The sequence below is a fragment of the Lysinibacillus sp. FN11 genome, assembly GCF_024628845.1.
GTDB classification, from domain to species: domain Bacteria; phylum Bacillota; class Bacilli; order Bacillales_A; family Planococcaceae; genus Lysinibacillus; species Lysinibacillus capsici.
Map to the genome: position 1 here is coordinate 4,578,026 of NZ_CP102383.1, position 13,729 is coordinate 4,591,754.

Annotated in this window: 9 protein-coding genes, 17 tRNA genes, 2 rRNA genes and 1 riboswitch; of the genes, 27 read left to right on the top strand and 1 reads right to left on the bottom strand. The window is 41.4% G+C overall.

Annotated elements, in window-relative coordinates; genetic code table 11:
• The first annotated feature begins 57 nt into the window (after window positions 1–57).
• From NP781_RS23900 to NP781_RS24005, 22 genes are all read left to right on the top strand, one after another.
• Window positions 58–2,985: ribosomal RNA gene (locus NP781_RS23900) — 23S ribosomal RNA — on the top strand.
• 67 nt (window positions 2,986–3,052) lie between these two features.
• Window positions 3,053–3,168 (top strand): 5S ribosomal RNA (rrf, locus tag NP781_RS23905).
• Between the two features lie 11 nt (window positions 3,169–3,179).
• Window positions 3,180–3,255: transfer RNA gene (locus NP781_RS23910), tRNA-Val, on the top strand.
• A 4-nt stretch (window positions 3,256–3,259) separates the two neighbouring features.
• Window positions 3,260–3,335: transfer RNA gene (locus tag NP781_RS23915), tRNA-Asp, on the top strand.
• Between the two features lie 8 nt (window positions 3,336–3,343).
• Window positions 3,344–3,419 (top strand) — tRNA-Thr (locus NP781_RS23920).
• 7 nt (window positions 3,420–3,426) lie between these two features.
• Window positions 3,427–3,510 (top strand) — tRNA-Tyr (locus NP781_RS23925).
• Between the two features lie 4 nt (window positions 3,511–3,514).
• Window positions 3,515–3,588 (top strand) — tRNA-Trp (locus tag NP781_RS23930).
• A gap of 48 nt (window positions 3,589–3,636) precedes the next feature.
• A tRNA-His gene (locus NP781_RS23935) sits at window positions 3,637–3,712 on the top strand.
• A 9-nt stretch (window positions 3,713–3,721) separates the two neighbouring features.
• A tRNA-Gln gene (locus tag NP781_RS23940) sits at window positions 3,722–3,796 on the top strand.
• Window positions 3,797–3,809: 13 nt separating this feature from the next.
• A tRNA-Lys gene (locus NP781_RS23945) sits at window positions 3,810–3,882 on the top strand.
• Between the two features lie 18 nt (window positions 3,883–3,900).
• Window positions 3,901–3,977, top strand: a tRNA-Arg gene (locus tag NP781_RS23950).
• Between the two features lie 15 nt (window positions 3,978–3,992).
• Window positions 3,993–4,069 (top strand) — tRNA-Pro (locus NP781_RS23955).
• A gap of 15 nt (window positions 4,070–4,084) precedes the next feature.
• Window positions 4,085–4,160 (top strand) — tRNA-Ala (locus NP781_RS23960).
• A gap of 13 nt (window positions 4,161–4,173) precedes the next feature.
• Window positions 4,174–4,266, top strand: a tRNA-Ser gene (locus NP781_RS23965).
• 6 nt (window positions 4,267–4,272) lie between these two features.
• Window positions 4,273–4,348, top strand: a tRNA-Phe gene (locus tag NP781_RS23970).
• 5 nt (window positions 4,349–4,353) lie between these two features.
• Window positions 4,354–4,427: transfer RNA gene (locus NP781_RS23975), tRNA-Gly, on the top strand.
• A 4-nt stretch (window positions 4,428–4,431) separates the two neighbouring features.
• Window positions 4,432–4,505 (top strand) — tRNA-Ile (locus NP781_RS23980).
• Window positions 4,506–4,512: 7 nt separating this feature from the next.
• Window positions 4,513–4,589 (top strand) — tRNA-Asn (locus NP781_RS23985).
• Between the two features lies 1 nt (window position 4,590).
• A tRNA-Glu gene (locus NP781_RS23990) sits at window positions 4,591–4,662 on the top strand.
• A gap of 399 nt (window positions 4,663–5,061) precedes the next feature.
• A complete protein-coding gene (locus NP781_RS23995; protein WP_257520984.1) occupies window positions 5,062–5,232 on the top strand; it encodes a hypothetical protein in 171 nt (56 codons plus the stop codon).
• Window positions 5,233–5,391: 159 nt separating this feature from the next.
• A complete protein-coding gene (locus NP781_RS24000; protein ID WP_257520985.1) occupies window positions 5,392–6,438 on the top strand; it encodes a nitric oxide synthase oxygenase in 1,047 nt (348 codons plus the stop codon).
• An 88-nt stretch (window positions 6,439–6,526) separates the two neighbouring features.
• Window positions 6,527–7,018 carry a hypothetical protein gene (locus NP781_RS24005; protein WP_257520986.1) on the top strand — a complete coding sequence of 164 codons (492 nt, stop codon included), beginning with the start codon at window positions 6,527–6,529 and terminating at the stop codon, window positions 7,016–7,018.
• Window positions 7,019–7,085: 67 nt separating this feature from the next.
• Here the strand turns inward: NP781_RS24005 and NP781_RS24010 are convergent, their stop codons facing one another.
• Window positions 7,086–8,294: a CynX/NimT family MFS transporter gene (locus NP781_RS24010; protein WP_257520987.1), complete on the bottom strand. Its 1,209-nt coding sequence runs from the start codon at window positions 8,292–8,294 to the stop codon at window positions 7,086–7,088.
• 177 nt (window positions 8,295–8,471) lie between these two features.
• A riboswitch (Lysine riboswitch) is annotated at window positions 8,472–8,648 on the top strand.
• Window positions 8,649–8,730: 82 nt separating this feature from the next.
• On the opposite strand from NP781_RS24010, the gene NP781_RS24015 reads away from it, so the two are divergent.
• From NP781_RS24015 to NP781_RS24035, 5 genes are all read left to right on the top strand, one after another.
• The gene (locus NP781_RS24015) at window positions 8,731–10,194 is read left to right on the top strand and encodes an amino acid permease (protein WP_257520988.1); all 1,464 of its coding nucleotides are present in this window, start codon (window positions 8,731–8,733) and stop codon (window positions 10,192–10,194) included.
• A gap of 153 nt (window positions 10,195–10,347) precedes the next feature.
• A complete protein-coding gene (locus NP781_RS24020) occupies window positions 10,348–11,040 on the top strand; it encodes a response regulator transcription factor (RefSeq protein ID WP_306829059.1) in 693 nt (230 codons plus the stop codon).
• A 4-nt stretch (window positions 11,041–11,044) separates the two neighbouring features.
• Window positions 11,045–11,980 (top strand): sensor histidine kinase, encoded by a 936-nt coding sequence (locus tag NP781_RS24025; protein ID WP_257520990.1) that lies wholly within the window; start codon window positions 11,045–11,047, stop codon window positions 11,978–11,980.
• 131 nt (window positions 11,981–12,111) lie between these two features.
• Window positions 12,112–13,035 carry an ABC transporter ATP-binding protein gene (locus tag NP781_RS24030; RefSeq protein ID WP_257520991.1) on the top strand — a complete coding sequence of 308 codons (924 nt, stop codon included), beginning with the start codon at window positions 12,112–12,114 and terminating at the stop codon, window positions 13,033–13,035.
• Complete coding sequence (locus NP781_RS24035; RefSeq protein WP_257520992.1) at window positions 13,028–13,717, top strand: ABC transporter permease; 690 nt, start codon at window positions 13,028–13,030, stop codon at window positions 13,715–13,717. The genes NP781_RS24030 and NP781_RS24035 overlap by 8 nt, the downstream gene beginning before the upstream one ends.
• The last annotated feature ends 12 nt before the right edge of the window (window positions 13,718–13,729 follow it).

The following is a 13,729-nucleotide window of genomic DNA, read 5'->3' on the forward strand; positions in this document are numbered from 1 at the left end:
CATTGAAATTGTAACAAACACATTTATTTTTTAAGTTTTTTATAGGCTTAATAACTTGGTTAAGTTATTAAGGGCGCACGGCGAATGCCTTGGCACTAGGAGCCGAAGAAGGACGGCACTAACACCGATATGCTTCGGGGAGCTGTAAGTGAGCTTTGATCCGGAGATTTCCGAATGGGGGAACCCACTACGTTTAATCGCGTAGTATCTTGACGTGAATACATAGCGTCTTGAAGGCAGACCCAGGGAACTGAAACATCTAAGTACCTGGAGGAAGAGAAAGAAAAATCGATTCCCTGAGTAGCGGCGAGCGAAACGGGAAGAGCCCAAACCAAGAGGCTTGCCTCTTGGGGTTGTAGGACACTCAATACGGAGTTACAAAAGAGCGAGTTAGATGAAGCGACTTGGAAAGGTCCGCCAGAGCAGGTAAAAGCCCTGTAGTCGAAAGTTCGTTCTCTCCTGAGTGGATCCTGAGTACGGCGGAACACGTGAAATTCCGTCGGAATCCGGGAGGACCATCTCCCAAGGCTAAATACTACCTAGTGACCGATAGTGAACCAGTACCGTGAGGGAAAGGTGAAAAGCACCCCGGAAGGGGAGTGAAAGAGATCCTGAAACCGTGTGCCTACAAGTAGTTAGAGCCCGTTAATGGGTGATAGCGTGCCTTTTGTAGAATGAACCGGCGAGTTACGATTACGTGCGAGGTTAAGCTTTAGAAGGCGGAGCCGCAGCGAAAGCGAGTCTGAATAGGGCGAAATAGTACGTGGTCGTAGACCCGAAACCAGGTGATCTACCCATGTCCAGGGTGAAGGTGAGGTAACACTTACTGGAGGCCCGAACCCACGCACGTTGAAAAGTGCGGGGATGAGGTGTGGGTAGCGGAGAAATTCCAATCGAACTTGGAGATAGCTGGTTCTCTCCGAAATAGCTTTAGGGCTAGCCTCGTGATGAGAATACTGGAGGTAGAGCACTGTTTGGACTAGGGGGCCATCCCGGTTTACCGAATTCAGACAAACTCCGAATGCCAGATATTTATACACGGGAGTCAGACTGCGAGTGATAAGATCCGTAGTCAAAAGGGAAACAGCCCAGACCACCAGCTAAGGTCCCAAAGTAATCGTTAAGTGGAAAAGGATGTGGCGTTGCACAGACAACCAGGATGTTGGCTTAGAAGCAGCCATCATTTAAAGAGTGCGTAATAGCTCACTGGTCGAGTGACGCTGCGCCGAAAATGTATCGGGGCTAAACGATTCACCGAAGCTGTGGATTGACATCTACGATGTCAGTGGTAGGAGAGCGTTCTAAGTGCGTTGAAGTCAGACCGGAAGGACTGGTGGAGCGCTTAGAAGTGAGAATGCCGGTATGAGTAGCGAAAGACGGGTGAGAATCCCGTCCACCGTATGACTAAGGTTTCCTGAGGAAGGCTCGTCCGCTCAGGGTTAGTCGGGACCTAAGCCGAGGCCGATAGGCGTAGGCGATGGACAACAGGTTGATATTCCTGTACCACCTCCTCACCGTTTGAGAAATGGGGGGACGCAGTAGGATAGGGTAAGCGCGCCGTTGGTTGTGCGCGTCCAAGCAGTAAGGCGTGTGTGTAGGCAAATCCGCACACTGTAACGTTGAGCTGTGATGGCGAGTCCGTATGGACGAAGTTCCTGATTTCACACTGCCAAGAAAAGCCTCTATCGAGGTGAGAGGTGCCCGTACCGCAAACCGACACAGGTAGTCGAGGAGAGAATCCTAAGGTGTGCGAGAGAACTCTCGTTAAGGAACTCGGCAAAATGACCCCGTAACTTCGGGAGAAGGGGTGCTCTTGAGCGTGCAAGCGCATGAGAGCCGCAGTGAATAGGCCCAGGCGACTGTTTAGCAAAAACACAGGTCTCTGCAAAACCGTAAGGTGACGTATAGGGGCTGACGCCTGCCCGGTGCTGGAAGGTTAAGAGGAGTGGTTAGCGCAAGCGAAGCTGCGAATTGAAGCCCCAGTAAACGGCGGCCGTAACTATAACGGTCCTAAGGTAGCGAAATTCCTTGTCGGGTAAGTTCCGACCCGCACGAAAGGCGTAACGATCTGGGCACTGTCTCAACGAGAGACTCGGTGAAATTATAGTACCTGTGAAGATGCAGGTTACCCGCGACAGGACGGAAAGACCCCGTGGAGCTTTACTGTAGCCTGATATTGAATTTTGGTACAACTTGTACAGGATAGGTAGGAGCCAGAGATCTCGGAGCGCCAGCTTCGAAGGAGGCGTCGGTGGGATACTACCCTGGTTGTATTGAAATTCTAACCCATGCCCCTTAGCGGGGCAGGAGACAGTGTCAGGCGGACAGTTTGACTGGGGCGGTCGCCTCCTAAAAGGTAACGGAGGCGCCCAAAGGTTCCCTCAGAATGGTTGGAAATCATTCGTAGAGTGTAAAGGCACAAGGGAGCTTGACTGCGAGACCTACAAGTCGAGCAGGGTCGAAAGACGGGCTTAGTGATCCGGTGGTTCCGCATGGAAGGGCCATCGCTCAACGGATAAAAGCTACCCCGGGGATAACAGGCTTATCTCCCCCAAGAGTCCACATCGACGGGGAGGTTTGGCACCTCGATGTCGGCTCATCGCATCCTGGGGCTGTAGTCGGTCCCAAGGGTTGGGCTGTTCGCCCATTAAAGCGGTACGCGAGCTGGGTTCAGAACGTCGTGAGACAGTTCGGTCCCTATCCGTCGTGGGCGTAGGAAATTTGAGAGGAGCTGTCCTTAGTACGAGAGGACCGGGATGGACACACCGCTGGTGTACCAGTTGTCTTGCCAAAGGCATCGCTGGGTAGCTATGTGTGGACGGGATAAGTGCTGAAAGCATCTAAGCATGAAGCCCCCCTCAAGATGAGATTTCCCATTACGCAAGTAAGTAAGATCCCTCAAAGACGATGAGGTAGATAGGTTCGAGGTGGAAGTGTGGTGACACATGGAGCTGACGAATACTAATCGATCGAGGACTTAACCAAAAAAGTTTGAAACATTCAATGTATCGTTTATCCAGTTTTGAAAGAATAAGTCTTTCAGCTGAATAAGTGAAGTGATGATGGCAAAGAGGTCACACCCGTTCCCATACCGAACACGGAAGTTAAGCTCTTTAGCGCCGATGGTAGTTGGGGGCTTCCCCCTGTGAGAGTAGGACGTCGCTTCGCTTATTTTTTGTGGAGGATTAGCTCAGCTGGGAGAGCACCTGCCTTACAAGCAGGGGGTCGGCGGTTCGAGCCCGTCATCCTCCACCATTTTGGTCCCGTGGTGTAGCGGTTAACATGCCTGCCTGTCACGCAGGAGATCGCCGGTTCGATCCCGGTCGGGACCGCCATTATTATTGCCGGTGTAGCTCAGTTGGTAGAGCAACTGACTTGTAATCAGTAGGTCGTGGGTTCGACTCCTATCGCCGGCACCATTCCCTTGGAGGGGTAGCGAAGTGGCTAAACGCGGCGGACTGTAAATCCGCTCCTTAGGGTTCGGCGGTTCGAATCCGTCCCCCTCCACCATTTTAGGGGCATAGTTCAACGGTAGAATAGAGGTCTCCAAAACCTTTGGTGTGGGTTCGATTCCTACTGCCCCTGCCAGGTATTGAGGTACTCGTTCATAATACAGCTAATATAATTTATATAGTGGCGATTGTGGCGAAGTGGTTAACGCATCGGATTGTGGTTCCGACATTCGTGGGTTCGATTCCCATCAGTCGCCCCATTTTAAAATTGGGGTATAGCCAAGCGGTAAGGCAACGGATTTTGATTCCGTCATGCCTAGGTTCGAATCCTAGTACCCCAGCCATTTTTAATTTCATGAGCCATTAGCTCAGTTGGTAGAGCATCTGACTTTTAATCAGAGGGTCGAAGGTTCGAGTCCTTCATGGCTCATCATTTTTTAATTAGCATGCGCCCGTAGCTCAATTGGATAGAGCGTCTGACTACGGATCAGAAGGTTATGGGTTCGACTCCTGTCGGGCGCGCCAATAAAATCATGTTTACGGAATGTAGCTCAGCTTGGTAGAGCACTTGGTTTGGGACCAAGGGGTCGTAGGTTCGAATCCTGTCATTCCGACCATCTTTCATGATAAATGGGGCCTTAGCTCAGCTGGGAGAGCGCCTGCCTTGCACGCAGGAGGTCAGCGGTTCGATCCCGCTAGGCTCCACCATTGTAATATTTTTGGAGGTATACCCAAGTCTGGCTGAAGGGATCGGTCTTGAAAACCGACAGGCGGGTAACACCGCGCGGGGGTTCGAATCCCTCTACCTCCTCCATTTTTCGGGTCAGTAGCTCAGTTGGTAGAGCATTAGATTGAAGCTCTAAGTGTCGGCGGTTCGATTCCGTCCTGACCCACCATTATTGCGGGTGTAGTTTAATGGTAAAACCTCAGCCTTCCAAGCTGATGTCGTGAGTTCGATTCTCATCACCCGCTCCAAAATGGGCCTATAGCTCAGCTGGTTAGAGCGCACGCCTGATAAGCGTGAGGTCGATGGTTCGAGTCCATTTAGGCCCATCATTATTCCGAAGTAGCTCAGTTGGTAGTAGCACCTGACTGTTAATCAGGTTGTCGCAGGTTCGAGTCCTGCCTTCGGAGCCACGGCCCGTTGGTCAAGTGGTTAAGACACCGCCCTTTCACGGCGGTAACACGGGTTCGAATCCCGTACGGGTCATCAAGCATGTAGCACAGATGTGTGTTACATGCTTTTTTCTATTCTCCTTTTTCATGTTGTTGAGAAAAGATCACTAGCAGAAAAAGACACCTATTAGCAAGGTAAGAGGTTGATTTCCGTTCCGCCAGTTTCCTTTCCAGAGGGCGTCCGATGAGCCACTTCACTCATTTACGTTTGCTCCAGGGTCTCATCTGTGACGCTGGCTCCACTACAATTAACTTTTCTGCAAAGTGTCTTTACTTTACTTTTTTCATAGTAGCATAGCGATCAAAAAGCCCATTATCGGTATGCTTAGAGGAGATAAGCTCTTATTTTCAATGTGGAGTAGGGAATCAGTTACAACAGCCATCCATAAGTGAACACCTTCAATTTATTTGTGGGATAAATGAGGAAGACTACTTGATTGCCGGGGTTAGCCAGAAAGAGGCTAACCGCAGCGTGAAAGCCAAGCGTCAGCAGCATGTAAGTAGCCTAAAATGGAAAGACTTTTATCTTTCACAAAAAATTCTATTGATTGCTTTGCTACAACACTATGAAGGTTACATGATTAATGTAGACTTTTTACAATAGTTAGGATCCCTCTCCCTTACATTCTCTTAAGAAAGAGAGTCTATAGAGTAAATTTGAACAAACTATTTCATATATAAAATATGTATGTTTTTTCAATTACTATTTTCGTGGTGCTTGTGGTTTTGTTCCTCTAATATGAGGATAAGTGGAGGAATCGATATGAATATACAGGAGATACAGCAATTTTTAAGTCTATATCAGACAGAACAAAATGAATCAGAATTTTGGTTAAAGAATAGATTACAGGCAGTTAAGGATGCAGGTGAATATCACCCAACAACAGAGGAGCTAGTTTTTGGCGCACGGGTGGCATGGCGAAATAGCAATAAGTGTATTGGACGTCTGTTTTGGCAGTCACTGCATGTAGTAGATGCACGTGATGTTTTAGATGAAAAGGCTATTTTTCAAAAATTACTAGAACATATTGATTATGCGACAAATCATGGGAAAATCCGTCCAACTATAACAGTGTTTGCTTCAGATAGAGTACGGATTTGGAATCATCAACTAATTCGTTATGCAGGCTATGAAACAGAGGCAGGCATTATTGGAGATTCGCAGTCCACTAAATTTACAAAAGTGTGTGAGTCGTTAGGATGGAAAGGTAAAGGAACTGATTTTGATGTACTACCAATCGTTATACAGGTGGATGATCGTGCTCCTCAAATGTTTGTAATTCCTGAAGAAAATGTAGTAGAGGTTTCAATCCGCCATCCAGAGTCAATCGATGTGGAGAAATTAGGAATGAAGTGGTATGCTGTACCTATTATTTCGAGTATGCGTTTTCAAATGGCTGGAATTGATTTTCAAGCAGCTCCATTTAACGGCTGGTATATGGGAACAGAGATTGGTGCACGAAATTTAGCAGATCATGATCGTTATAATATGTTACCTGCAATTGCAGAGATTTTTAATCTTGATACAACCAAACAAGCGTCTCTTTGGCGTGATCGCGCTTTAGTAGAACTTAATATTGCTGTTCTTCACTCATTTAAAGAAGAGGGTGTGAGCATTGTTGATCATCATACAGCAGCTCAGCAGTTTAGATTGTTTGAGGAGGCTGAAAAATCAACAGGAAGAGAAGTTACTGGCAACTGGACATGGTTAATCCCACCACTTTCCCCTGCCACAACTCACATATTCCATAAACCCTATGTAAATATATATCATACACCAAATTATTTTTATCAAAAACCATGCTATTAGTGTAAAGGAATTGTTTACTTTCAACACTTTTGATGAGAGAGGGCTTACTATGTTAGATCAGCAAATTCCCAATATCCCCTGAAGACAATTGACGACACCTTATGGTAGAGGTACAGCCATTCCTAAGCTGATAGAACAGGAGCAATACACACAACTAGCTGAATTAATCGAACATCAAGGTACACTGTGGCAGGTGACACCATGGGTTTTGCTTGTCCTGTTAAAAAAGCTTACTAGTAAAAAATTGGAGTTTGTCTCCTTACAAGAAATACAATTATATTTAGCTGTGGCACATGCTATTACGAAAGATTATCTCGACCCAGTCAATACTGTTAAAAATATGCAGGAGCTATTAGACGTCAACTATTTATGGGTAGAAAATGAGGACAATGATGAGCAGGAGTGGGAGGAAGAAACGCCAAAGGGCTATGGAAAGCAAGCTTTTGTAGGCTATTACTATTATAGTTATTTGCTTTTACAAGAGGCTGTTCCTATTTTTTCTACTATAACAGCTCGTAATAATGAAGCATCAGAATGCCTTGCTGAATTGCTAACATTAATCCAGCAACTCGACAATTAAGTAATGTGTAAACACTATATAGAAAAAAAGCAGATGGAGGAAGCTGAACCACCTGCTTTATTTAATTTTAATGCACATATTCATCCTTAGAAGCTCTCATTGAGCAAAAGAAGAGTAAAATTGCCACAACGACAAAGAGCCATCCCGCAATATTCCAACCACCAAATAAATCATGCAAGTAGCCAAAAAGAATAGGACCAATTGCGGCAAATAAATAACCCAAAGATTGTGCAAAGCCTGATAAATCTGCTGCTTCAAATGCAGTACGAGTACGGAGAGTGAAGAACATCATTGCTAGGGCGAATGAAGAACCACCTGCTAACCCTAGAAGAACCATCCACAGGACCCCAAGACTTGTCCATTCCATGACAACTCCAACAAAGCCTACTAAATAGAAGGATGTAAACATCAATACAAGTGGGCGTTGAGAAGTAATTTTACCTGCAATAATAGGCACTGCCAAAGCCATTGGTACTTGTGAGAATTGCATGATTGAAAACATCCAGCCAGCTTTATCAGGCGCTAAACCTTGAGCAATATAGATCTCAGGTATCCACGCTGCTGTTGTATAGAATAATAAAGACTGTAAACCCATTGCCCCTGTGACAGCCCAAGTAACAGGTGATTTCCATAAAGGTGTACTGGTCTTTTTAGATGTAGTAACTGGTTCTGGGTAATTTGACTTTAGTTGAGGTATCCAAATTAGGATTGTAATTAGAACGAGTATGAGTGCAATGGAAAGCGCACCTTGCCAGCCTAACGATGAATTAGCTATCGGATAGCTAATACCAGCTCCAAGGCCAGCAGTAAAATTCATGGACATGGTGAAAAAGGCCATTAATAAACCCACATGATATGGAAATTTTAATTTTAATAATCCTGGAATTAGTACATTTCCAAAAGAAATGGCTACGCCAATTAACACAGTACCCAATAGAAGTAATTCTGTCGTACCAAGTGAACGTAGGACAATTCCTAAGGCCAAGAGAAAAGTTGATAAAAATAATGTTAGCTCAAGCCCTAGTTTGCGTGCTACAACTGGTGCAAATGGAGATATAATAGCAAAAGCCAGCAATGGAATTGTTGTTAGAAAGCCTGCCAATACATTAGATATTCCAAGATCTTCACGGATAAAGGATATAATTGGACCAACAACAGTTAGTGGCATTCGTAATGTAGAGGCTATAAAGATAACGCCAAAGACTAAAAGTAAGGTTGTTCCTTTCCAGCTAATTTTTTTACTTGGATAACTAGTGGTATGATCATTTGTAGTCAAAATAAATCCCCCCTAATAATAACCATTCTAATTGAACTACTATCACACTTTATCACACTATTAAAAATAGTAGAAGATTCATAAAATACGGAACATTTCTTACGGTATTGAAATGTCTATGGTCTTATGTTAGTATAATAAACATCATAAATTTAATAATTATATGCCTCATGTTTGTATTGAGGTAGAGGTCGCGATATTTATAAGTATGCTAATTGAAATGACAAGCATTGATGAGATTAGCTGAAAGGAAATATTGCCGAAGTGTGAGGGGACTTGAAAACCTCATGCTGGGGCTGTCTCCGAAAGGAACAGAACTGTCACGTTTGTACAACGTGTTGAGCTATCATGTAGGAAAAACTGAGGATTAACGTAGCCATCACAGTGTATATGTGATGGCATTTTTTTGCCTCATAAATAGGAAGGAAGCTATATCGTGAGTGAAATAAAAGTAAATCAGCTCGGACATAAAGCGCCGAAGCTGAAAAAAGAATTAAAAAGCCGTCATATTACAATGATTTCTTTAGGCGGTACAATTGGTACGGGGCTATTTTTAGCCAGTGGAGGTGCTATTGCTCAGGCAGGGCCTGGGGGAGCTTTGCTTGCCTATGCTTTAATCGGTATTATGGTGTATTTTTTAATGACAAGCTTAGGGGAAATGGCTGCCTATATGCCATCATCAGGTTCATTTAGTACGTATGCAACCAAATTTGTAGATCCCGCTTTGGGCTTTGCATTAGGCTGGAACTACTGGTATAACTGGGCAATCACCATAGCTGCCGAAATTGCTGCTGTGTCATTAATTATGAAATATTGGTTCCCAGATAGCTCATCAGCACTTTGGACAGTATTATTTATTGCTGTTGTATTGACGTTTAATTTACTATCCGTAAAAAGTTATGGTGAAAGTGAATATTGGTTTGCCATGATTAAAGTAGCAACGGTTATTGTTTTTATTATCATTAGCTTACTAATGATTTTTGGTATTTTAGGTGGGCAGGCTCCTGTAGGTTTTACTAATTTCTTTGTTAGTGATGGGCCATTCCATGGTGGCTTCCTTGCTACATTTGGTATTTTCCTAGCTGCAGGATTTTCATTCCAAGGGACAGAATTACTAGGAATTACAGCTGGTGAAACAGATAATCCTGGTAAAAATATTCCGAAGGCTGTTAAATCTGTATTTTGGCGTATTCTTTTGTTTTATATTTTAGCGATTGGTGCAATCGGGATGTTGATTCCATTTACAGACGAACGTTTGTTATCAGAAGATATCGCAGTATCACCATTTACACTAGTGTTTGACCGTCTAGGTATTGCCTTTGCTGCTTCTTTAATGAATGCCATTATTTTAACGGCTATGCTGTCAGCAGGAAATTCAGGACTATATGCATCTTCTCGTATGCTATGGCAATTAGCAGTGGATGGACATGCTCCTAAATTTTTTGCAAAGCTAAGTCGTAGAGGTATTCCGATTTATGCACTTATGGCAACATTAGCTGTAGGCTGTTTAGCATTTTTGGCATCCTTCTTTGGCGATGGAGTGGTTTATATCTGGCTATTAAATGCTTCTGGAATGTCTGGCTTTATTGCATGGCTAGGTATTGCGTTTAGTCATTATCGTTTCCGCCGAGCGTTTGATGCACAGGGCTTAGATCCAAAGTTATTACCTTATAAAGCCAAATTATATCCGTTTGGACCACTATTTGCTTTTACAGTTTGTATGATTGTAGTCATTGGACAAAATTACACAGCCTTTACAGGCGATAAGATTGATTGGTACGGTATCCTTGTTTCGTATATTGGGATTCCATTATTTTTAGCATTATGGTTGGGCTATAAAATAAAGCACAAAACAAAAATGCTTCCACTTAAAGATTGTGATTTAAAAGTTGAAGATTAAATAATAGAGCTGTTCTGTAAACCTAAGAGCGATGGTTTATGAGGCAGTTCTTTTTTCAACACTCATAAACAAAATCTCTCTAATCAAACATCATAAATATGGTAATGTAATATACATATGGAAATTGGGTTTTGATAGGAGAGGTGCATGATAGTGCAAAAACATATTTTACTGGTAGAAGACGATGAAGCCATTCGTGAAATGGTTGATAATTACTTAACGATGGAAGGTTTCAATGTCACAACAGCGACTAATGGCGAAGAGGCATTACATAATTGTTTGCAAAATACCTTTGATTTGGTCATCTTAGATATTATGATTCCTAAATTAAATGGTTTGGAAGTATTAAAGATTATTAGAGAGCAGGCAGCACTTCCTATCATTATTATGTCTGCAAAAGACAGTGATGTTGATAAAGCATTGGGCTTAGGATTGGGGGCAGATGATTATATTGCTAAACCCTTTTCTATGCTGGAATTTTCAGCACGTGTAAAGGCTGTTATCAGAAGAGCTACGAAATACTCTAGTCAAGCTGAACAAAAGCAAGAGGTCCTCAAAATTGATAATTTAAAGATAGATATCGTTAATTTCTCAATAACAAAGAGCGGACAAGAGATAAAGCTGACATCAAAGGAATTTTCCATTTTAAAATTGTTTGTGACAAATCGTCACAGGGTTTTTACCAAAGAGCAAATTTATCAGATGATATGGAAAGATGCCTATTACGGAGATGAAAATATTATAAATGTACATATTAGAAGACTACGTGAAAAAATAGAAGATGATCCATCAAATCCTCAGTATATTAAAACTCTATGGGGAATCGGCTATAAGTTTGAGGGATAAAAATATGATGATATTTCTATTAATAATAATTGTATTGCTAATCGGGGTCCTAATTTTTCAATGGAAAGTCAAGAGGGAACAAGAACGCGCTATCCAATACATTCATAGTAAACTACACGTAATTGTGAATGAACAGACGTATGAAAAGATTCTAGTAACAACTACAAATTCAGAAATTCAACAGTTACTTATTAAACTGAATACGTTGCTAGATCAACATCAAAAAATCCAGGCTACACATCGAAAAATGGAAAATTCCATGAAAAAGATGTTGGCCAATATTTCGCATGATCTTAAAACACCTTTAACCGTTGTACTTGGCTATATTGAAATGCTTCAACTTCAAAATGCGATGAGTGACGAAGAACGCCAACGATTACTTACAGGTGTACATGCTAAAACATTAGAAGTGTTAAAAATTATCCATACATTTTTTGACTTGGCGAAATTAGAGGCTGGAGATACAGATTACCCAATCACTAAAATCAATGTCAGTGAAATATGCCGTAAAAATATTTTGTCTTTTTACGATCTGGTTACTTCAATGGGATTAGATATTAATATTGATATTCCTGCAAGCCCCATGTATGCCCTTGGTAATGAAGAAGCATTAAATAGAGTGCTAAACAATCTACTGTCTAATGCTATTGCATATGGAGCAGATGGCAATGTAATTGGAATTACTGTAAGACATGAAGAAGCCAATATTGATATTGATGTGTGGGATTGTGGCAAGGGTATTGATGAATATCATATTGATAGCGTATTTGAAAGGATGTATACACTTGAGGATTCTCGAAATAAATCTTTTCAAGGCAGTGGTTTGGGACTAACGATTACAAAGCGGCTAGTAGAAATAATGAATGGCTCCATCCGGTTATCGAGTATTCCTAATGAAAAAACTACTTTTACCATTTCGCTAAAACGAATGATGTATTGAATCCAGTTGTGCTTGTAGAGCTTCAATGCTTTGCAGGCTTTTTTACTTAAGAAATTTGTAAGAATGCAGTAATAAAATAGAGAGTTTCATTTTTTATAATGAAGCTAGTCACAATTGAGGGAGCGAATTACATGACATACATTGTAAAAACAAATCAGCTTACGAAAGTGTACGATGGAAAGGAAGTTGTTTCTGCTGTCAATATGAACGTTAAGAAGGGAGAGATTTATGGATTTTTAGGTCCCAATGGTGCAGGTAAAACCACTGTTATGAAGATGCTAACTAATCTAACGAAGCCTACAAGTGGAGATGTAGAAATATTAGGGGAGAAATTGACCGACAAATCCTATGAAATACTAAAAAGAATGGGGACAATTATTGAATATCCTATTTTTTATGAAAAATTAACGGCTAGTGAGACCCTAGAATTACATTGTGAATACATGGGTTATTATGATAAGAAAGAAATTACACATGTTCTTAACTTAGTAAAGTTAACGAATACAGAGAATAAGCAGGTTAAAGATTTTTCTCTAGGGATGAAGCAGAGATTAGGCATCGCAAGGGCCATTATTACAAAGCCAGAGTTACTTATATTAGACGAACCAATTAATGGATTGGACCCAGTAGGAATAAAGGAGTTAAGAGAGCTTTTCAAGATGCTTTGTAAGGAGTACGGCATAACCATTATTATCTCAAGTCATATTTTGGCTGAAATAGAACAATTGGTCGATACAATAGGTGTTATTAAGAATGGAAGGCTCATCACTGAGGTAGCAATGGATACTATTAATCGTGATCAGGTCAATTATACCGAAGTGATCGTAAGTGATGGGAAAAAGGCAGCGTTTATTATTGAAAACGAATTAAACATTACTAATTTTAAGCTGATGGATGATAACTCTATACGTATATACGACTCAACTGTATCCCAACAAAGCCTATCAAGAGCATTAATTGAACATGACGTTGAGATTGAAGAGATTAGTAAAAAAACAAGTTCATTAGAGGATTATTTCTTAAAGCTAATCAATGGAGGCGTTGTTCATGCTTAATTTAATGCGTTTAGAAATGAAAAAATTCCATTTAGGATCATATGTTAGAGGAGCTATCATTGCTAATTTAGTCATTCTCGGGTTTCTGTTTATGATTTTATTTATTTCTAAAGTAGAAGGAGATCCAGGGCTTGAAAATTACAAGGTTGCTTTAAGTGTCATTGATTCATTTGTAAGAGCAGTTTTTATTATTTTTGCTTCTACGTTAATAGCTAAGTTAATCATCGGAGAATATAAATTTAAAACCATTACATTAGCCTTTATGTATCCGATAAGTAGAAAGAAATTAATGGTCGCAAAGCTTGCTATTATCATGCTATTTACTTTCAGTATGATCATTATCTCCAATGCTCTTATTACAGCCATTTTTTGTGTCGTAAGCGATCGATATGAATTAATTCCAGATGTACTATCAAGTTCTTTAATTATTCAGCATATACCTTCTGTATTGATGAATGCGATAGCTGCCTCAGGCATAGCTTTAATCCCATTGTATTTTGGGATGAGAAAATACTCTATACCGACAACTATCATTTCATCTATTATAATTGTGTCTGTAACTTCGTCAAATTCAGGTAACTTTACTTTAAACGATATAATTATTATTCCAATTACTTTAGCAATCGTGGGACTGGGTATTGCTTATTTAGCCATTAGAAATATCGAAAAGGTGGATGTTTAATCAAAAAAATAC